Annotated in this window: 21 protein-coding genes; 1 reads left to right on the plus strand and 20 read right to left on the minus strand. The window is 48.6% G+C overall.

Going from position 1 to position 21,060, the window contains the following annotated elements; genetic code table 11:
* Positions 1–4 precede the first annotated feature (4 nt).
* The 5 genes from lpdA to KNO72_RS04900 all read right to left on the minus strand — a co-directional run bounded on the left by lpdA (position 5) and on the right by KNO72_RS04900 (position 6,293).
* A complete protein-coding gene (gene lpdA, locus KNO72_RS04880; RefSeq protein WP_214757416.1) occupies positions 5–1,414 on the minus strand; it encodes a dihydrolipoyl dehydrogenase in 1,410 nt (469 codons plus the stop codon).
* Positions 1,398–2,489, minus strand: a complete 1,092-nt coding sequence (gene buk / locus KNO72_RS04885; RefSeq protein WP_214686930.1) for a butyrate kinase — start codon at positions 2,487–2,489, stop codon at positions 1,398–1,400. The genes lpdA and buk overlap by 17 nt, the downstream gene beginning before the upstream one ends.
* 1 nt (position 2,490) lies before the next feature.
* Positions 2,491–3,612 carry a Glu/Leu/Phe/Val family dehydrogenase gene (locus tag KNO72_RS04890; protein ID WP_012726561.1) on the minus strand — a complete coding sequence of 374 codons (1,122 nt, stop codon included), beginning with the start codon at positions 3,610–3,612 and terminating at the stop codon, positions 2,491–2,493.
* Between the two features lie 25 nt (positions 3,613–3,637).
* Positions 3,638–4,534, minus strand: coding sequence for a phosphate butyryltransferase (yqiS, locus tag KNO72_RS04895; protein WP_214686932.1), 897 nt, complete (start codon positions 4,532–4,534; stop codon positions 3,638–3,640).
* Between the two features lie 121 nt (positions 4,535–4,655).
* Positions 4,656–6,293 carry a sigma 54-interacting transcriptional regulator gene (locus KNO72_RS04900; RefSeq protein ID WP_078147100.1) on the minus strand — a complete coding sequence of 546 codons (1,638 nt, stop codon included), beginning with the start codon at positions 6,291–6,293 and terminating at the stop codon, positions 4,656–4,658.
* A gap of 133 nt (positions 6,294–6,426) precedes the next feature.
* Here KNO72_RS04900 and KNO72_RS04905 point away from each other — a divergent pair, with 133 nt between their 5' ends.
* Positions 6,427–6,675: a DUF2627 domain-containing protein gene (locus tag KNO72_RS04905; RefSeq protein ID WP_031423346.1), complete on the plus strand. Its 249-nt coding sequence runs from the start codon at positions 6,427–6,429 to the stop codon at positions 6,673–6,675.
* 657 nt (positions 6,676–7,332) lie between these two features.
* On the opposite strand, the gene spo0A is transcribed toward KNO72_RS04905, so the two are convergent.
* From spo0A to aroQ, 15 genes are all read right to left on the minus strand, one after another.
* Positions 7,333–8,064 carry a sporulation transcription factor Spo0A gene (gene spo0A, locus KNO72_RS04910; RefSeq protein WP_074036711.1) on the minus strand — a complete coding sequence of 244 codons (732 nt, stop codon included), beginning with the start codon at positions 8,062–8,064 and terminating at the stop codon, positions 7,333–7,335.
* Positions 8,065–9,762 (minus strand): DNA repair protein RecN, encoded by a 1,698-nt coding sequence (gene recN / locus KNO72_RS04915; protein ID WP_214684037.1) that lies wholly within the window; start codon positions 9,760–9,762, stop codon positions 8,065–8,067.
* A 13-nt stretch (positions 9,763–9,775) separates the two neighbouring features.
* Positions 9,776–10,225 (minus strand): transcriptional regulator AhrC/ArgR, encoded by a 450-nt coding sequence (ahrC, locus tag KNO72_RS04920; RefSeq protein WP_012726567.1) that lies wholly within the window; start codon positions 10,223–10,225, stop codon positions 9,776–9,778.
* 155 nt (positions 10,226–10,380) lie between these two features.
* Positions 10,381–11,196: a TlyA family RNA methyltransferase gene (locus tag KNO72_RS04925; protein ID WP_012726568.1), complete on the minus strand. Its 816-nt coding sequence runs from the start codon at positions 11,194–11,196 to the stop codon at positions 10,381–10,383.
* A gap of 6 nt (positions 11,197–11,202) precedes the next feature.
* Complete coding sequence (dxs, locus tag KNO72_RS04930) at positions 11,203–13,095, minus strand: 1-deoxy-D-xylulose-5-phosphate synthase (protein ID WP_193343261.1); 1,893 nt, start codon at positions 13,093–13,095, stop codon at positions 11,203–11,205.
* A gap of 123 nt (positions 13,096–13,218) precedes the next feature.
* Positions 13,219–14,097, minus strand: a complete 879-nt coding sequence (locus KNO72_RS04935; protein WP_214730527.1) for a polyprenyl synthetase family protein — start codon at positions 14,095–14,097, stop codon at positions 13,219–13,221.
* The gene (xseB, locus tag KNO72_RS04940; RefSeq protein ID WP_012726571.1) at positions 14,094–14,318 is read right to left on the minus strand and encodes an exodeoxyribonuclease VII small subunit; all 225 of its coding nucleotides are present in this window, start codon (positions 14,316–14,318) and stop codon (positions 14,094–14,096) included. Before xseB ends, KNO72_RS04935 begins: the two co-directional genes overlap by 4 nt.
* Complete coding sequence (xseA, locus tag KNO72_RS04945; RefSeq protein WP_078147107.1) at positions 14,293–15,639, minus strand: exodeoxyribonuclease VII large subunit; 1,347 nt, start codon at positions 15,637–15,639, stop codon at positions 14,293–14,295. The genes xseB and xseA overlap by 26 nt, the downstream gene beginning before the upstream one ends.
* Positions 15,632–16,468: a bifunctional methylenetetrahydrofolate dehydrogenase/methenyltetrahydrofolate cyclohydrolase FolD gene (folD, locus tag KNO72_RS04950; protein ID WP_214757419.1), complete on the minus strand. Its 837-nt coding sequence runs from the start codon at positions 16,466–16,468 to the stop codon at positions 15,632–15,634. The genes xseA and folD overlap by 8 nt, the downstream gene beginning before the upstream one ends.
* Positions 16,469–16,531: 63 nt before the next feature.
* Positions 16,532–16,918 carry a transcription antitermination factor NusB gene (nusB, locus tag KNO72_RS04955; RefSeq protein WP_078147109.1) on the minus strand — a complete coding sequence of 129 codons (387 nt, stop codon included), beginning with the start codon at positions 16,916–16,918 and terminating at the stop codon, positions 16,532–16,534.
* A 112-nt stretch (positions 16,919–17,030) separates the two neighbouring features.
* A complete protein-coding gene (accC, locus tag KNO72_RS04960) occupies positions 17,031–18,374 on the minus strand; it encodes an acetyl-CoA carboxylase biotin carboxylase subunit (RefSeq protein WP_078147110.1) in 1,344 nt (447 codons plus the stop codon).
* A 7-nt stretch (positions 18,375–18,381) separates the two neighbouring features.
* A complete protein-coding gene (accB, locus tag KNO72_RS04965; RefSeq protein ID WP_012726576.1) occupies positions 18,382–18,831 on the minus strand; it encodes an acetyl-CoA carboxylase biotin carboxyl carrier protein in 450 nt (149 codons plus the stop codon).
* 117 nt (positions 18,832–18,948) lie between these two features.
* Entirely contained in the window at positions 18,949–19,515 is a 567-nt protein-coding gene (gene efp, locus KNO72_RS04970; RefSeq protein WP_012726577.1) for an elongation factor P, read from the minus strand.
* Between the two features lie 29 nt (positions 19,516–19,544).
* Positions 19,545–20,612 (minus strand): M24 family metallopeptidase, encoded by a 1,068-nt coding sequence (locus KNO72_RS04975; protein WP_214687712.1) that lies wholly within the window; start codon positions 20,610–20,612, stop codon positions 19,545–19,547.
* On the minus strand, positions 20,608–21,045 hold the full coding sequence (aroQ, locus tag KNO72_RS04980) for a type II 3-dehydroquinate dehydratase (protein WP_214757421.1): 438 nt from the start codon (positions 21,043–21,045) through the stop codon (positions 20,608–20,610). Before aroQ ends, KNO72_RS04975 begins: the two co-directional genes overlap by 5 nt.
* Positions 21,046–21,060 lie beyond the last annotated feature (15 nt).

Here is a 21,060-nt window from a genome sequence, read left to right on the forward strand (position 1 = left end):
CTCCTTAGGCGTGAATCGGTAATCCATCGACGGCGAGAGCCGCTTCTTGGAAGGCTTCGCTCAGTGCAGGATGGGGGTGTACAAGTTGTCCCATCTCCCAAGCCGTCGCGTTCAAGACGAGCGCGAGTCCACCTTCTGTGATGAGTTCGGTCGCTTTCGGTCCGACGATATGAACACCGAGAAGGTCATCTTTCTCTTGATCTGAGACGAGTTTGACGAATCCGTCGGCTTGTCCTTCAATCCGCGCTTTCCCGAGTCCGTTGAAACGGTACGTTCCTGTCTTCACATCATGTCCAGCCTCTTTTGCCGCTTCTTCTGTCAAACCGACCGAAGCGACTTCAGGGACACTGTATACACAGCGTGGAATGAGCGCGTAATCGAGCGGTGTCGGCTCAAGACCAAGAATCGTCTCGACCGCTTTCACACCTTCTGCCGACGCGACGTGGGCGAGTTGTAACTTCCCGATGCAATCCCCGATTGCGAAGATATGACGTTCTTTCGTCCGATACTGACTATCGACTTGAATGATGCCGTTCTCTACGACGATAGAAGTGTTTTGAAGTCCTAAGTCTTCCGTGTTGGCAACTCGGCCAACCGAGACGAGGACACAGTCTACTTGTAACATCTCTTCCCCAACAGCAAGCTCCACTGCATTTTCGTGAATCAATGTTCGTTCAGCGTCGACCGTCACGCTCTTCTTCACACGGACCCCGCGCTTCTTCAAAAGACGCTCCACTTCACGCGATACTGCTTTGTCCTCGAGTGGGAGTAATCGATCGCCTACTTCGATCAACGTCACGTTCACATCTAAATCGACGAGCATGGACGCCCATTCCACTCCGATGACCCCGCCACCGACAATCGCAATCGATTCAGGAAGCGTTTCAAAATTGAGGAGGTCGTCTGAATTCAAAATCCGTTTGTGATCGAACGGCAATCCAGGAAGTTCACGAGGAATCGACCCTGTTGCGATAATCAATTGATTCGGCAAGATCAGTTCTGATTCACCGCTTTCATCCTCAACGGATACAGTCCCTGGTTGTGGTGAGAAGATGCTTGGTCCAAGAATAGAGGCCTTTCCGCGGAACACTTCGATTTTCCCTTGTTTCATCAAATGTTCGATTCCCTTTTCTAGTCCAGCCACAAGATCACGCTTATACGTTTGAGCGCGTTCCATATTGAACGTCACATCTCCCGTCTCCACGCCATACGTCGCACTTTGCTTCGCCGTTTGATAGACATGTGCAGCTTTTAAAAGCGCCTTCGTCGGGATGCATCCTCTATGTAAGCAGGTGCCACCTAACTTTCTCGCCTCGACGATTGCGACAGATTTTCCTGCCTGGGCCGCCTTGATTGCAGCCACATATCCTCCTGGTCCTCCACCGATGACGACAACATCAAATTCTCGTGCCATGTGCATCCCCCTCATAAACTCGTGCGGTCTCTTCCTTCTCGATGACGCGAAGTGCACCTTCAGCCAACGCTTTAAGCTCATCTTCACCCGGATATACGTGTACCGGCGCGAGATAAGTGACACGCTCCTTGATTTTTTCAGTCAGCCACTCGGAATATGCAATCCCGCCCGTCAGTAAGATGGCATCCACACGACCGCATAATGTCGCGCCGTGTTTTGAAATCTCTTGAGCGACACGATAAGCCATCGTCTCATACAACAGCCTCGCCTCATCATCTCCTGATTCGACCCGCTGCTCAATCTCAATGGCATCGAATGTACCGAGATGAGCAAACAGGCCGCCCTGACCGACAATTTTCTTTTTCATTTCCGATTCTTTATACCTGGTACTATAACATAGTTCTACTACCTGTCCAACAGGAATCGAGCCTGCCCGCTCCGGCGCGAGCGGTCCATCTCCGTCAAGACCATTATTCACGTCGATGACTCGACCTGCCGCATGGGCACCGACTGTGATTCCCCCACCAAGATGCGCAACGATAAGATTCAGCTCATTGTAATCGCTTCCATTTTCGGCCGCGAATCGTTTCGCGACAGCCTTTTGATTGAGGGCATGGAAAATGCTACGACGATTGATTTCTGGCATGCCGGTCTTACGGGCCAACTCGTCCATCTCATCGACGACGACCGGATCCACTATGAAACTAGGAATCCCTTCAGCCCCACCGATTTTCGAAGCGATCAGACCACCGAGATTCGATGCATGCATCCCGAAACGTCCGCTCGTCAAATCTTCACGCATGAGATCGTTGACTGTATACGTTCCTGACGTCATTGGTGCAAGCAAGCCACCACGACCGACGATCGCGGTCAAATCATTGACCGCGATGCCCGTCTCTTCTAATAAGGCACGTACTTCTTGCTCACGATGAGGCAACTGCTCTGGAAGTGTGAGACCCGTCACATCGATCGCATGTCGGACCGTGCGTGTCATCACTTCCTCCTTCCCATCAAACAATCCAATTTTCGTCGAGGTCGACCCTGGGTTGATTGCAAGAATTAGCCGTTTTGTCATCTTAGCGTCTCCCTAGGATGCTTTTTTCAACTTTAAGGAACTGACTGCGTGAACGCGACATCATGTGAATCCGCTCTTCCGCCATCTTATCGGCCGCAACGTGCGTTGGTACGCCATCACGTTCTGCGATTTCAAAGACGCGCATCATGTTGTCATAGATGAGTTCGACTTTCTTCATTGCCCGTTCACGGTTGTAGCCTTCAAGTTCGTCTGCGACGTTGATGACACCACCTGCATTAATGACGAAGTCTGGTGCGTATAGAATTCCATTTTCGTCGAGCACGTCTCCGTGACGATCTTCTGCCAATTGGTTGTTGGCAGCACCTGCGACGATTTGTGCTTTCAATTGTGGAATTGTTTTGTCGTTGATGACGGCACCGAGGGCACATGGAGCGAAAATGTCACATTCGACCGCGTAAATCTCATCCGGTTTGACGACCGTCGCACCAAAGTCTGCTTCGGCACGTTTGAGTGCTTCCTCGTTAATGTCAGTCACAATCAAATGAGCACCCTCTTCGTGGAGGTGGCGACATAAGTTGTAGGCCACGTTACCAACACCTTGTACAGCAACGGTCTTCCCTGCGAGCGAATCTGTCCCAAATTTCCATTTCGCAGCAGCCTTCATTCCACGATACACACCATATGCCGTGACCGGTGAAGGGTTACCACTTGAACCGAATGCAGGACTGACGCCCGTGACGTAATCCGTTTCCATGTGAATGAAGTCCATGTCGGCAACTGTTGTATTTACATCTTCAGCCGTGATGTAACGACCACTAAGAGATTGAACATATCGTCCGAATGCACGGAAGAGCGCCTCTGATTTATCTGTCTTCGCATTTCCGATGATGACGGCCTTCCCGCCCCCAAGGTTGAGACCCGCTGCAGCATTTTTATATGTCATTCCTTTTGCGAGACGCAACACATCCGTGAGTGCCTCTTGTTCTGATTCATAGTTCCACATACGTAGTCCACCGAGAGCTGGCCCGAGCGTCGTGTCATGGATGGCGATGATCGCCTTTAGTCCAGACGCTTGGTCTTGGCAAAATACGATTTGCTCATAGTCCTCAGATTGTAAGACATCAAAAATACGGAAGCGTGGCTCAGTGTTTGTTTCCATCATGATTAATTCCTCCTGTTAAGTACGATTAATGTTTAGCATGTAACAAAGCGAACGCGAGCGAATATAGCTTCGCTTCGGCAGTATCGGCACGACTTGTCAATACAACAGGGGCAGATGCGCCGACGACAATCGCCGCTACGCTCGCCTCTGCGAAATACATGATTGATTTATAAAGGACGTTGCCGACCTCTATGTAAGGTACGACTAATAAATCGGCTTGACCGGCAACTTCACTGTTGATTCCTTTTTGCTTTGCTGCGACCATGTCGACAGCGTTGTCGAGCGCGAGAGGTCCATCTACGACACAGCCCTTGATTTGTCCACGTCGATTCATTTGGCTAAGTAGTGCCGCATCGAGAGTCGCATTCATTTGTGGATTGACTACCTCGACTGCTCCAATGGCTGCGACTTTCGGCGATTCGTAACCGATGTCATGCATCGCTTCTACCGCATTGTGAATAATTTCGACCTTCTCTTCGAGTGTCGGTGCGATATGAATCGCCGCATCCGTCACTCCAATCAACTTTTCACGATTCGGAATTTGGAATAGTGCGATGTGGCTGAGCGTCCGCTTCGTACGGAGTCCAGCTTCACGATTAAGGACGGCTTTCATAAATGTCGATGTCGACACCATCCCCTTCATGAGGACGTCCGCCTCTTTATTTTTCACAGCTAATGCGGCACGTCGCGCAATCTCAACGTCACCTTTCGCATGTAAAATATCGACGGATGACTTATCGATTCCATGCTGTTCACATAAATTTCGGATGTCTCGAGCTTCACCGAACAAAATGAAGCGTGACAGTCCATGATCCGTAGCGAGTTTTACGGCCCGGATGACTTCTTCGTCCGCTGCCCCCGCAATGGACACGGTACAGCCTTCTAACTCTTTTGCGTTCGTCAGCATCCGTTCAAAATTCATCATTGTCCCCCCTTGCTCTCTACACTATATCATAAGCAAGTTTGTTTCCTAAATTGTAAGCGCTTTATAATGCGGATGACCATGCAAATTAATGCTTACCGTGCATAAATTTTCCTGCAAATTATTGCGTGGTGTCGAGCTTGTTGTATAATGTTCGAATCGAAATCTTCAATCGGCGGGCTGCTTCTGATTTGTTGCCACTTGCCTCTTCAATTGCTCGTTCAATCAAATCGCGTTCATATTTTGCAACGGCCTCGTGAAACGTTCCAGATTCGACCACTTTTTGACTCGTGGAACGATTGGATAACTGCAAATGATGTGGGGCAATCCACTGTTCGGAGCTTGCCATATAAATCATCGCACGACCAATCACATTCTCCAGTTCTCGCACATTCCCTTTCCAATGCTGGCTCTTCAGTAATGTTAAGGCATCTTCGTCAACGCCACGTACACTACGACCGTATTCTTGATTCAGTTTACGGATTATCCGTTCACATAGTGCCTCGAGTTCATTTAATCGCTCACGTAATGGTGGGATATGGATCGGCATCCGATTGATTCGGTAATACAAATCTTCCCGGAATGTTCCGTCTGCTACTTTTTGTTCGAGATCGGCATTCGTTGCGGCAATGATCCGGACATCGATTGGGATTGCCGTCGTCCCTCCGACTCGGACAATTTCATTTTCTTGGAGGACACGTAAGAGCTTCACTTGGACATCAAGGGGGAGCTCCCCGATTTCGTCTAGAAAGAGTGAACCGCCATCCGCTTCTTCGAAATATCCTGTTTTCCCACCACGTTTAGCCCCACTGAAGGCTCCATCTTCATAACCGAATAGCTCACTTTCAAGTAGCGTCGGTGAAATCGCCGCACAGTTCACGCGAATGAACTTTTTATATTTTCGAGGAGATTCTCCATGAATGGCGTGGGCGAACAGTTCCTTTCCTGTTCCCGATTCTCCGCGAATCAATACCGTCACGGGGGTCACAGCCGCAAGTTTCGCCTGTTCGATGACAAATCGCATGGCATCACTCGTCGCAATGATATCGGCAAACTGATATTTCGCTTCTAGATTCCGGATGCGTGTCTTTGCCTCCTGCAATTCATCACGCAGTGCACGAATCTGAGATACGTCACGAATGACCCCGACCGATCCTCGCAACTTCCCTTCGACGATGATCGGTTCCGCATTCACAAGAATATCTCGGCGTGTCGCCCCAATTTGCATCCGAATGTCTCGAACGCCTTGCCCGGTCGATAGTACTTTTAAATGGACGCTTTCCTGCATCCCGATATCTGCCGTCGCTGGTTTGTCGACCACATCTTCTTTTTTGAATCCGGTCAACCGTGTATAAGACGGATTGATCAAAATCGTATTACCGTGATGATCTGCGACCGAGATGGCCTCACTCGTACATTCAATGATGGCCTCGAGCATTTGTTGATTCTGTTTCAATCGTTCGACCACAATCCGAATAAATTCCCCTGGTAAGACGACTGCATCTTTGAAATGATCTTTTAATTGTTCAAACGTTTGATGTTTCCCCGTCGTTTCGATGACAAAATCTAGTGTCGCATCCGCATACTGTTTCCAATCGTCCGCCACAGATATGCCATAACTTTTAGCAAGGGCTATTCCTTCTGCAGATGTATCAGAATCTACGACCGCTACAATCGTTGCAAGCGGCGAATCCATCAGCATATGAAGGACTTCGGTCCCCCCTTTTCCTGCCCCCACAATCATCAATCGTTTATTCATACATATTCCCCCATCATCATTCTTCTCTATTTCATGCTACTGAATCCGCACCTGATTCGCAAGCTGCCCAAAATAGACCGTGTCGAACAGATCGATTTCTGTTAAAATAATGTATGGTAAAGGAGGAGATTGCATGCGTTTTATCGCGCTTCTAATCTTAATCGTCCCTGGGTTATTAGGTGTTTACGGAATCAAATTGCTACGTGATAGCTTCTTTTTGAAGACGAGCGCACCGTTTTCATGGTTCGATTCACTCGCTGCCGCCTCCATGTTGCAGGGGACCTTTGGGCTTCTGCTCGCCATGGGCGGGATCGGATTTGTAGCCGGCTATATTTTTAACCGCGACAAAAAAACAGGAAAAGTACAACGCCTCGACTCATAAGCACACAAAAAAAGGTTCCCTAACTTGACTTCATTTCAAGTGCGGAACCTTTTATTCATATTGAATTGTGATCACTACGGATGATCTCCTTTCAAACTACGTTACTTACTTTGACATGAAATCCAACGTCTTCTTAATGAAGAAGTATGAAAGAACTTTAGTAACTGCCGTCTTGCGTGAACGGAATCTTACCATTCGAGTTACTAACTGATTTACTTATCGGATCATGTCGAACCATCCATCGTGAAGTCGAACGCTTGCCATAAACTGTTCAACGGTTGACAACACTCCTTTTGGTTAACTGAACGATTGTTTTTTCCTATATCAACCCCTAGCTTCGAGTTGATGATAGAATCGCCTCGCGAATGAGCGACTGTCGCGACCTCACGTCGGGACATTAACGACTTGAGGTGTCGTTCCCACCTCTGAGCTATAATCGGATAGCGAACCGAGATGATTTGGTTTCTTCAAACGTTGCTCCGGAACAAGTTTGAAAAGCGTTCATCTGACGCTTGTCCAAGTAACTTGGTACATCTTTATTATAACAAAGGCCCACCATTTTGCAAGCGCTTTCTTTCATAAAGTAAATAAATCTTAAAGTAATTGTTTCATTAAAAAAGACTAAGTCCCATCACGACTTAGTCCTCATGAAATGATTCAATTATTCTTAAACGATACATACGTGACGAAGTACGAGATAAACTCCGAGTTTTTCGGGCTTCGCTCACGCTCCGGTCGCCCTTCGAACATCTCATGATCGCGCATGCCGTTCTCCCATGCCGTCTTGATTGCATGACGCATTGCTCGTTCTACACGAGAAGATGTCGTCTCATGCTCTTTTGCGACCATCGGATATAATTCTTTCGTGATGAGACCGAGCAAATCTTGGCGTTCTCGCACGTAAATGACAGCTTGACGGATATACTTGAACCCTTTGATTCGCGGAGAGATTCCGAGTTGCTGAAGCAGGAGTGAGATTTCAATTTCTTCTGGCGTCATTCCGTCGAATTCTCGATTTGTTCCTTCTGACAATTCACGAATTTTCGTTAATAACTGTTGAATATTGAACGGTTTGACGAGAAAATAAGAGGCCCCGAGTTGCACGGCCTGTTTCGTCACTTCATCTTTTCCAAACGCGCTCAACATGATCACTTCCGGTTTGTCATCACCTAATTCTTCATTTAGGCGTTGCAATACTCCGATCCCATCCAAATGCGGCATGATAATATCGAGTAAGAGTACATCCGGTTGGTGTGTCTTGACGACATCCAAGCATGTTTCTCCATCGTGTGCCGTACCTACGACACGAAGATCAGGCTCAGATTCTAATTGTCGGCTCAACAAATCGACGATTTCTCGATTGTCGTCCGCAATACATAATGTAATCACTTATGACACTCCTTTGATGAACTTCTGTTTTACTTGTTGTGACATCTCAAGTAATTCTTCGACGTGTTGCTTCGTCAAGTCTGTCATTTGAGCGCCAGCAATCATGCGACCCAATTCGTCGATTCGACTTTCACGGTCGAGGGACGTCACATTTGTTTTCGTCCGTTCATTCGTTTCGGTTTTCGTAATGTAAAGATGTTGGTCTGCCATCGCAGCAACTTGTGCCAAGTGCGTGATACAGAGGACTTGAGAGCCGACAGAAAGTCGGAAGATTTTTTCACCCATCGCCTGCGCGACACGTCCAGAGACCCCTGTGTCGACCTCGTCAAAAATAATGGAGGCCACTCCAACCGTTCTTGAAAAGATTGATTTGAGTGCGAGCATGACACGGGAAAGTTCTCCTCCTGAAGCGACTTTTGCGAGCGGTTTGAACGGTTCTCCAACGTTCGTCATCATGTAAAACTCTACGTCATCTAAACCATCTTGTTTAAGCGATATAGTTTTAAAACGGACCTCGAACGCTGTTTTTTCCATATATAGTTCTTTCAACTCTCGATGAATCGCATGCTGAAGCGACTCCGCAGCCATCTTACGCGCTGAAGACAGTCTCATGCCAGCTTCTCTTGCAATTTGCTCTAATCGAATGAGTTCATCTGAGAGCGTTTGTAAATGCTCTTCACGGTTCGTCATCGACTTCAATTCATCCGACACTTGTTCGCCGTAGGTGATGACTTCTTCGATGGTCGTCCCATACTTTCGTTTCAATTGCTGGAAAAGAGCCAATCGTGACTCAATCTCATCCAATCGAATCGGGTCAAATTCGAGCGAATCTAACTGGTCCCGGAGTTGAAACTTTGCATCCTCCAACAAATAATAAGCGTTAGAGATTGTCTCCGATACAGATGTCAAAGACGAAGAGAGCTGTGACGCCTCTTCCATCTCGCGCATCGCCACTCCGATTTGATCGAGTCCATTTGACTCCTCGGCAACCGCCTCATAGGAGAGACGAATGTGTTGATGAATGCGTTCAAAGTTGGCCAATTCATCCCGTTCTTCTGTCAACGCCTGTTCTTCCCCAACTTTTAATTCAGCCGCTTCGATTTCTTTCGTTTGAAACGACAAAAGATCCATTCGTTGAGCAAGCTCCTGCTCACTTTGACTAAGACGCTTCAATTCATCGGCGACTTGTTTCCAGGCCGCAAATGCCGTTTGATATTCCTCGACTAACGGACTGATTTCTTTTTCGGCGAAATGGTCTAATATGCCAAGGTGAAATTCCGCATCCATTAAATGTTGATGTTCATGTTGACCGTGAATATCGACCAGGAGCCGTCCGAACTCCCGTAACGTCGAGAGCGGCATCATTTTCCCGTTCACACGACAGACGCTCTTCCCACTACTATGTAGGTCTCGACGTAAGATGACTGTCCCATCTTCAACATCGATGCCATATTGTTCGGCCGCTTCGATGACCGGGTGATCCGGTTCAATCATGAACAGACCTTCGATTTCAGCTTTATCTTGACCATATCGCACGAACTCACTTGAGCCACGTCCTCCAACAAGCAATCCAATCGCATCCAACAAGATCGATTTACCGGCACCTGTCTCACCCGTGAGCACAGTCATACCTCGATTAAACGGAATGTTTAATTCGTCAATAATCGCAAACTGTTTGATTGATAGTTCTGCTAACATACGTACGTTCACCTCATAACATTCCGAGTAGTCGATCGATGATTTGCTTCGCCTTCTCTTCGTCGCGTGCAATCATTAAAATCGTATCATCTCCACACACCGTCCCAATCAATTCATCCCATGATAGATGATCAATCAAGACGCCGATTGCATCAGCATTTCCCGGGAGCACTTTCATGACGACCAAATTTTGTGCAGAATCGACCGAGACGAAGCTGTCACTAAGGATTCGCTTCATTTTCCCGTATGGATTAAAGCGTTGATCGGCAGGCAGACTATACTTATATCGTCCATCGTTCAATGGGACTTTGACCAGATGTAACTCTTTAATATCCCGAGACACGGTTGCCTGTGTGACCGGATACCCCGAGCGACGTAGCTCATCCACCAACTCATCTTGCGTCTCGATTTCTCGATTCGTCACGATGTCTCGAATTTTAATCAATCGCTGTCCTTTGTTCATAAGCGCTGACACCTCATTTTTCGTTTCACATACACATTATCATTCTAAAGTATTGTCGAAAAAAGGTCTAGCATTCCAGGTGGGATTTCCACCATTCCCCATCTAGTAGACGAGTAAAGGAAAAAGCTACAGACAACGAGGTCTGTAGCATCATTTTATCCCTTCAGTTTGGCATGGGCCGCATTTACGACCTCTTCGACTTGTAGCGATGGCGAGACGCCACCTACTCCCGTATACCGAGCGAAGAGAAGAAACTCGATGTTCCCATCCCCTCCAGTGATCGGAGAGTAATCCAGCGCTTCGACAAAGAAGCCTTCCGATGCGAAGTATCGGACCATATCGCTTGCGACTCGTTCATGGACGTTACGGTCCCGAACAATTCCTTTTTTCCCGACATCGGCCTTGCCTGCTTCAAATTGAGGTTTGACGAGCGCCATGACGACACCGTCTTGCTTCAAGATTTGTTTCAGCGGCGGCACCATCAGACGAAGCGAGATAAAGGAGACGTCAATCGTTGCGAAATCTGGTTGAATCGGGAACTGATCGGCCGTCGCGTGGCGGAAGTTCATCCGCTCCATGACGACGACGCGATCATCGCTCCGTAGTTTCCAGGCAAGCTGATTATAGCCGACATCGACCGCGTACATTTGAGTCGCGCCGTTTTGAAGCGCACAGTCCGTGAACCCACCCGTCGATGAGCCGATGTCGATTCCGACTCGTCCAAAGACATCGAGCGGGAAGACGTCGAGCGCTTTCTCGAGTTTCAAGCCGCCACGTCCAACATAAGGAAGAACTTGACCCTTCACTTCGAGAGGGATATCATCAAACACTTTATCGCCCGCCTTGTCTAGACGTTCTGTCCCACTATAGACGAGACCGGCCATGACCGACCGTTTTGCCTTTTCCCGTGTTTCAGCAAGTCCACGTTCGACGAGCAATACATCTAATCTAGTTTTCTTTCTTTTTTCCATAATCCCTCACACATTCTGTCGATTTGTCTCCATGACGAACCGTTCAATCGATTCCGCCATTTGGGCAGGTCGCAGTCCAATCTCTTCTAGGAGCTGGTTGACACCGCCATGCTCGATATATCGATCCGGAATACCGAGACGTTGAATCCGTGGAAACGCTCCGGCTTCATTCGCGTGCTCGAGCACGCTACTTCCAAAGCCACCGGCGAGAGCAGCCTCTTCTAATGTTACGAGCGGAATCCCCTCTGCGTAAAGTGAAGTCAGCATCGCATCGTCGAGCGGCTTGATGGTACGACAATTGATGACGCGCACACTGAGCTTCCCTTCCAATAGTGCTCGGACTTCGAGGGCGTCTTGCACTTGAGGACCGAACGTCAAGATGGCAACATCCGTCCCTTCTGCCTCAACTTCCCAATCATCGAGTGAAATTTCTTGAAGTGTCTCACTCATCGGCACACCGATTCCTTCACCACGCGGGAAACGAATCGCAATCGGTCCACCATCGTAACGAAGCGCAGAATAGACGAGTTGTTGTAATTCTTCTTCATCTTTCGCCATCAAGATTCGAATGTTTGGCACGTGACGCATGAAGGCGATATCGAACACACCTTGGTGCGTCTCTCCATCCGCTCCGACAAGTCCAGATCGGTCAATCGTGAACACGACGTTCAAGTTTTGACGACAAATGTCATGGACTAGTTGATCATACGCGCGTTGGAAGAAGGTCGAATAAATCGAGACGACCGGTTTCAACCCTTGCGTCGCCTGTCCCCCAGCGAGGGTGACCGCATGTTGCTCGGCAATTCCGACATCAAACATACGCTCCGGGAATTTCTTCGTAAAGCAATCGAGTTTCGAACCGACACTCATCGCTGGTGTGATGAGCGTCACCCGTTCGTCTGACTCCGCCACTTTCGTGATCGTCTCTGCGACGACTTTCGAATAGCTTGGTCCTTTCGGTTTGCCTTTGATGACTTCACCAGATTCAATTTTATAAGGTCCAAGACCGTGCCATGTTCCGACACCGTCCAATTCAGCCGGACGATATCCCTTCCCTTTTTTCGTGATGACGTGGACGAGAACCGGACCGTCGATTTTCTTCGCGTACTCGAGCGTTTCGAGCAAGTCTTTCAAATCATGCCCATCTGTCGGCCCAAAGTAAGTGAAGCCAAGTTCTTCAAAGAACGTTCCCGGAATGAGAGCAGATTTTAAGAGGTCCTTCACCCGTTCCCCGCTTCGTTCAAGTGAACTCCCGACGAGCGGGATGTGTTTGATGAGTGACTCCATTTCTTCTCGAGCATGCTTCAGCTTGCGCGATGCCCGGATACGACCAAGCATATTATGCATCGCTCCTACGTTCGGCGCAATCGACATCTCATTATCATTTAGAATGACAATCACGTTCTGTTTCTCGGCACCGATGTGATTGAGGGCTTCAAGTGCCATCCCCCCAGTCAAAGCACCGTCCCCGATGATGGCGATGGCACGATCGTTGGCGCGCCCTTTCAATTCATTCGCAATCGCAATCCCCATGGCTGCAGAGAGAGAAGTCGAACTGTGCCCTGTTTCCCACACATCATGCTCGCTCTCACAACGTTTCGGGAAACCACATAACCCATTGTATTGTCGGAGAGTATCAAACTGGTTCGTACGTCCTGTCAAAATTTTATGAACGTATGCTTGATGACCGACGTCCCATACGAGTTGGTCTTTCGGACTGTCAAATACACGGTGCAAGGCAAGCGTCAACTCTACAACTCCCAAGTTTGGCGCCAAATGCCCTCCCGTCACTGCCAATTTTTCAATCAAGAATCGTCTAATGTCTGAACCGAGCGATTCGAGCTCTGATACAGACATCCGTTTCAGGAACGACGGGTCTTGAATGGATGTCAAGTCCATAATGACCATCCTTTCTCCTCACATTTTACTGATTCGTACCTTACATTTTACAAGAATGTGACGGCATATGCCACACATTCCCCAAAACAAAGGTGACACGATGTGCTCATCGTGTCACCGAGGTCAATGATTTCGTTTCACTACAAATGATAGCATCTCAAGAAGTAACGGCGCTGGAACTGAAAGTGATTCAATTGCAGCGTGTGCCGCTCCCACTTCTTGCTCAAGAGCTTGCTTCGCTCCCTCTAAGCCGAGAAGCTTCGGATAAGTCGTCTTGTCATTCAATTCATCTGAGCCGACGCGTTTTCCGATTGCTTGTTCATCTCCGACGACATCGAGGATATCGTCTTGAATCTGAAAAGCGATGCCAAGATGACGTCCGAACTGTTTGAGGTGCATCCGATCTTCCACCGATGCCCCTGCCAAAATCGCACCGGCTTCAAGTGCATAGACGAGTAGCGCACCTGTCTTCCGTTCATGAATGGATTGGAGCTCTTCAAGTGTGACGTCGTTCCGCTTTTCAGCCAGCATATCATCCAACTGCCCACCGACCATACCTGAGCTACCGGCCGCCAATCCAAAAATACGAATAATCTCGACGACATCTAGCGTAGGGAGTGGCATCTGTGTGAGAATACGGAATGCGTCCGTCAATAAGGCGTCCCCAGCCAAAATAGCGGTCGCTTCATCAAACTGACGATGATTGGTCGGTCGTCCACGACGAAGATCGTCATCATCCATGGCCGGCAAATCATCATGGATGAGTGAGTATGTATGAACCATCTCTAAACTCGCCGCCACCTCACGTCCTCGCTCGAGTGACATGCTATACGTTTCAAGGACGGCATAGACGAGAGCAGGACGAATGCGTTTCCCGCCAGCCTCTAAAGAATACGTCATTGCGTCTCGTAATCGTTTCGGCATCTCACTCGACTCAATGAGTTCCTGCATCGCCAGTTCGACGGTCCGTTTCCACTTGTTCAAGTCATCGGTACGGTTCATGCGGATCCTCCTTTTTCACGAAGCGTCCCATCAAGTTCTAAAATTTCATCCATTTTTTTCTCGGCGGCAGAGAGTTTTGTCTGGCACAACGCAGACAAGCGGACACCTTCCTCATATAGGGTCATCGCTTCCTCTAACGGGACATCACCGCTCTCGAGTTGCGCGACGATCTGTTCGAGGCGCTCGAGCGCCGCCTCAAATGTCTGTTCTTTCTTCGTCACCGACAATCCTCTCCTTCACCTCAGCGATCGCATGACCATCCCGAAAACGAATCGAGATATCACCGTCACGTAATTGTTTCACGTTCTGCACATAGGCCCCATCTTGTTCAATGAACGTATATCCACGTGACAAGACGGCGAGCGGACTGACTGCATGCAACCGTCCAACCTGTTGTGCAAATTGTAGCGTTGCTTGTTCTAATGGTCTCGTTCGACGGAGTCGCTCGACCATATGATTGACTTCTTCCCCTTGCTTGGACAACGTTTTTGAAAATCGCTTTACATCTAGCTGCTGTGACAACTGACGGAGCTGATGAGTGGCTTGGGTGAGATGTCGCCTCATCCCTTGCTCGAGACGGATTTCTGACTGGGCGAATCGTTCCCGTTTTTGAGAAATCGTGTACCTCGGCGATTTTAATCCATAGCTATTGATCATCCGTTCCACACGGGTTCGCGAATCATCCAATTGCTCTCTGACGGCTTTGTGCAGATGGTTATCCAAACGTTCTACATCTTTTCGCTGCGCATCAATCATCGCGGTAGCGAGTTCAGCCGCCGCTGTCGGAGTCGCAGCTCGAACATCGGCGACGAAATCAGAAAGCGTAAAGTCTGTCTCGTGACCGACAGCAGAAATGATGGGAATCGTGGACGCATAGATTGCCTCCACCACAACATCTTCATTAAATGCCCAAAGCTCCTCGATGGAACCGCCACCGCGACCGACGATGAGTACATCACAATCGGTGCGTTCGTTCATCCAGCGAATGGCCGACGCGACTTGTGGAGCCGCCATTTCTCCCTGTACAGCTACAGGTGCGAACGTGATCGCCACATGTGGCGCACGACGACGAAGTGTGGTCGCGATATCGTGTAGCGCCGCTCCTTTTGGAGACGTCACGATCCCAACGCGCTCTGGAAACATCGGGAGCGGGTGCTTCCGCTCCTCGTCGAACCAGCCCATCTCCTCTAGTTCACGCTTTCTCGCCTCATATCGCTCAAACAATAGACCGATTCCGTCTTGTCGCATCAATTCGACGTACAGTTGTACATCTCCCGTCGCTTCATACATCGTCACCTTTGATACGGCGATGACTTTCATTCCATCTTTCGGTTCGAATTGAAGTTGTTTGGCATCTCGAGAAAACATGACGGCTTTCATCCGAGACGCGTCATCTTTCAACGTGAAATAACAATGACCGGATGAATACCGTTTGAAATTTGAGATTTCACCGATGACCGCGACTTGTCGAAGCAAGACATCATCATCAAGTTGTCGCTTCACATATCGAACAACTTCAGAAACCGGGAGTGGATTAGCCACGTGATGCAACCTCGACCGTATTATGCATGAGCATCGTGATGGTCATCGGACCGACACCACCCGGAACTGGGGTGATGGCACTCGCCTTTTCCTTAACAGCTTCATAGTCCACGTCACCGACTAGACGACCTTCGACCCGATTGACTCCGACATCGATGACAAGCGAACCCGGTTTGACCATGTCTGCTGTGACTAAACCAGCACGACCGACCGCGACAATCAAAATATCTGCTTGTCGCGTCATCTCACCGAGGTCAGCTGTTTTCGAATGACAATACGTGACCGTTGCTGATTCATTCAAGAACAACATGCCTACCGGTTTACCGACGATTTGACTACGACCGACGACGACAACGTGCTTTCCGGCAATCTCGGTTTGTGTTTTTGCGAGATGTAAGATACCGTGCGGCGTGCACGGAAGTAACGTATCGAGACCGAGCATCATCTTCCCGACATTCTCAGGATGAAAGCCATCGACGTCCTTTTCAGGGGAGATACGCATGATGACTCGTGATTCGTCGATGTGTTTCGGCAAAGGAAGTTGCACGAGAATCCCATGAACTTCCTCATCCGCATTCATCAAATCAATCAAGTCGAGCAATTCCTTCTCGCTAATCGTCTCATCAAAACGGAGGACTTGTGAATCGATTCCGATTTCTTCTGCCGCCCGTTCCTTCCCGCGTACATAGCTATGACTCGCTGGGTCATCCCCAATCAACACTACTTTTAATTTCGGTACGATGCCACGTGCGCGAAGTTCCGCCACACGCTCTTTTAACGTTTCTCGATATGATGCTGCCACTTGTTTCCCGTCGATCACTACTGCCATCTCTCTCATCCCCCGTTGTCTTTAGGTTTTTCTGTAGTTGGTCTGGTGTCTTATCTCTATTTTTTAGTCTTCTTTAATGATATTTCCGAGTACGCCATTCACGAGTTTGCCGGCTTCTTCGTCCGCGAACGATTTCGCGAGTTCGACCGCCTCGTTAATAGTGACGTTCTCTGGAATCGTCTCGACGTATAACAATTCGAACGTTGCCATTCGAAGAATCGTACGCTCGACGTTTCCTAGGCGATCCAAGCGCCAGTTTTTCAAGTTTTCAACTAGTAATGCGTCGATATCTTCAATATGTTCTAGCGTCCCTGTGACGAGTTGTTCGTAAAACGGATCAGACTCTTCTCCATCTAATGCGAACTCGATTGCTTCGTCCACCTCTAATTTAGATACTTCGATTTGAAAAAGCGTTTGAATCGCTTTCTCTCGTGCTTCATGACGTTTCATTCAGTTACTCTCCTTTTACATGCTTTCATTGTGATAGTTTAGCATAAAGCACTCATAAATTCAGTACAAAAAACCAGGAAACCGAAATAATGTTCGGGCTTCCTGGTTCATGTTATTTTGCCAATGACATTTCTTTTTCAACGAATTTCGTATCGAACGTCCCGATGCGGAACTGCTCATGTGCCATGACTTGTTGATGGAATGGAATCGTCGTTTTAATCCCCGAAACCGTAAACTCATCCAAAGCACGCAACATTTTCAGAATGGCCTCATCACGCGTTGGCGCATGGACAATCAATTTCGCAACCATCGAGTCATAGAACGGCGGAATCATCGCTCCTGCATAGAGTCCACTATCGACACGGACACCCATACCGCCTGGAACAATATATTGGTCAATCTTCCCTGCCATCGGACGGAAGTCCATAAATGGGTCTTCCGCGTTGATTCGACACTCGATGGAATGTCCTGAGAACGTAATGTCCTCTTGTGAGATGGCAAGCGGATGTCCGAGCGCCACTTCAAGCTGCGCTTGAACGAGATCGAATCCTGTGATCATCTCGGTGACGGGATGCTCGACTTGGATCCGGGTATTCATCTCCATGAAATAAAACTCGTTTGATTCTGGAACGTAAATGAACTCGATGGTCCCCGCTCCCGAGTACTGAATGGCTTTTGCCGCTTTGACGGCCGCATCCCCCATCAATTGACGTGTCGTTTCATCAATCGCAGGTGATGGCGCCTCTTCGACTAGTTTTTGCATGCGACGTTGGATCGTACAATCACGTTCACCTAAGTGAATGACATTGCCGAATTGATCAGCGAGAACCTGCACTTCGACATGACGGAACGACTCGATGAACTTCTCAAGATACACGTCACCATTCCCAAACGCCTGCTTCGCTTCTTTACGTGTCGCGACCAATCCTGAAACGAGTTCGTGCTCGTCTCGAGCGACGCGAATGCCACGTCCTCCACCGCCGGCTGTCGCCTTGATGATGACCGGATAACCCATCTCACGTGCGAGTTCCATGGCTTCTTCGTCGGTGACGACCCCACTTGAACCCGGAACGACAGGAACACCTGACTCGATCATCGTTCGTTTGGCTTCATCCTTGATTCCCATTTTGCGAATCGCATAGCTGCTCGGGCCGACAAATTGAATCCCGCACGCCTCGCACATCTCGGCGAACTCGGCATTTTCAGCCAAAAAGCCGTAACCGGGATGTACCATCGTCGCATCCACGGCGCAGGCGACTGATAAGATATTAGGGATATTTAAATAGGAGTCCTTCGATGGATTCGGACCGATGCAATAAGCCTCGTCAGCCAGATGAACATGTAACGCTTCACGATCTGCCTCAGAGAAGACAGCGACCGTCGGAATATTCAATTCTTTTGCTGCACGTATGATTCGAACCGCGATTTCCCCGCGGTTAGCAATTAATAATTTCATAACGACCTCACTTCACGCTGAAGAGCGGTTGACCGAATTCGACGAGATCGCCATCGGCGACTAACACCTCTACGATTTCGCCACTGATTTCCGCTTCGACATCGTTAAACAGTTTCATCGCCTCTAGAATACAAACGATTTGTCCTGACTCGACACGATCGCCGACGTTCACGAACGCTTCTTTATCCGGTGCCGGACGTGAATAGAACGTTCCAACCATCGGCGAGGTGATAGTACGATAAGACGCCTTTTCTTGCGTCGGTTCTTCTGTTTGTTCATTTACTTGAGGAGCAGGCGCAGGCGGTGCGAATGCTTGTGTCTGCATGATCGGCGCGCTCACTGTTTGTTGCGCTTCTTTCTTTAATGACAGTTTGAAATCAGATGTTTCAAGCTCCATTTCATGGACTGATGATTGGTCCAATAATTGAATAAGCTCTTTAATTTGATCGATTTGCATCTTTCTTACCCCCTGTTTATACCTGGTACTAATCTCTCCTTCACTATAACTGGTCAGACCAATGAATGCAACGAGAAAAAAAGAGCACCCATTCATTCGAATGAGCACTCGTAAGGATTAACCGTTATAACGACCCATGAACTCTCCAGTACGTGTATCGACTGTCACTTTTTCACCTGGTTCGATGAAAAGTGGCACTTGAATGACGTGTCCTGTTTCCACTGTCGCGTTTTTCTTCACGTTCGAGGCCGTGTCACCTTTTACGCCCGGGTCTGCTTCGACGATCGTCAAGACAACGCTCGTTGGAAGCTCGATTCCAAGAATCTCCCCTTCGTAGTCCGCGATGCTGACTTCCATGTTCTCAAGCAAATATGGAAGTGCTGATTTGACTTGAGCGCTTGTCAATTCAAGTTGCTCGTATGATTCATTGTCCATGAAGACATACGTGTCGCCCATTGGATAGAGATATTGCATGCGTTTACGCTCGATGTGTGCGCGTTCGATTTTCTCTCCGCCACGGAACGTCGTTTCTTGGATTGCCCCGTTACGCAAGTTACGCATTTTCGTACGAACGAATGCCGCGCCTTTACCCGGTTTTACGTGTTGGAACTCGATGACTTGCCAAATCGAACCGTCAGACGTTTTAACCGTCAATCCTGTTTTTAAATCGTTAACTGATACCATGTTGATTTCCTCCTAAATTCAGATGAAGCTTATGCCTCGATCGTAATTAACTCTTTTGGCGACTGTGTCAGACGGTAGCATCCGTCTTCTGTGATGACGACATCGTCTTCAATTCGGCAACCACCGACGCCATTGATGTAAATACCCGGCTCGATCGTCACGACCATACCAGGCTCAAGCACCGTGTCCGAACGGAACGATAATCCTGGGGCCTCATGCACTTCCATTCCGAGACCATGTCCTGTCGAGTGGCCGAAGTATTCGCCATATCCAGCTTCTTTAATGATATCGCGTGTCAACGCATCCGCCTCAATGCCAGTGATTCCGGCTCGTGTGCCTTCTACGCCAGCAAGTTGAGCACGGAGTACCGTATCGTAGATTTGACGCAACTCATCCGAAATCGGACCGATTGCAAGCGTACGCGTGATATCTGAGCAGTACCCTTTATAGTAAGCCCCGAAATCAAGCGTAACCAATTCTCCAGTTTCGATGACTTTATCGCTTGCCACACCGTGCGGTAGCGCCGAACGGAGACCCGAGGCGACAATCATGTCGAACGATGACGAGTCGGCACCTTTTGAACGCATGAACATTTCGAGTTCGTTCGCGACTTCTCTTTCGGTACGACCAGGACGGATGAACGTCTGGATATGGGCGTACGCCGCATCAGCGATTGCCGCAGCTTCCTTCATAATCTTAATCTCTGATTCATCCTTAATCAAGCGCAGTTTTTCTACGATTCCAGACGTTTCAATAAGTTGAGCGTCCACTTCTTTTTCATAAGCACGATATTGCCCCACTGTCATCGCATCCTGCTCAATGCCAAGGCGCTTGATGGATTCACGTGACACGACATCTGCTACCGACTTGATGAGTGACGTATCAAGCTCGATGATGTCATACCCTTTCACTTGATCGTTCGCCTGTTCCGTGTAACGGAAGTCCGTGATAAAACTTGCCGAATTCAACGTGATGACGATGACACCGCTCGATCCTGTGAAACCAGATAAGTAGCGGATATTCTCACGTTTTGTGACGAGCAACGCATCAATTTCGTTTTTTTCTAACTTTGCTTGCAGTTTGTTTACGCGTTCAATCATGTCGATTCCTCCAATGTTCGATTAGTGCATGCATCGCTAACGTATAGCTCGTGAGTCCAAAACCGGTAATGACACCGATACAGACGGCAGCAAGTTTTGACTCATGCCGAAAGGTCTCGCGTGCATGCACGTTCGAGATATGTACTTCAACGACCGGGGCAGAGATAGCGGATATGGCATCCCGGATCGCAATCGATGTATGCGTATAGGCACCCGCATTCAAAATGACACCCTCATAATCAAAAGCGTCATGCAGCGCATCAATTAAATCTCCCTCATGATTCGATTGTTTAAAGGTGAGTTCAACGTCTTCTGGAGCGCGCAGCATCAGTTCTGCCGCTAATCCTTTCAACGACACATCGCCATATACATCCGGTTCACGACGACCCAGTAGATTTAAATTCGGTCCATTTAAAACTAAAATCCGCAACCTTCTTCCCCCTCG

The organism is Exiguobacterium sp. s123 (assembly GCF_018617075.1).
Taxonomy (GTDB): domain Bacteria; phylum Bacillota; class Bacilli; order Exiguobacteriales; family Exiguobacteriaceae; genus Exiguobacterium; species Exiguobacterium profundum.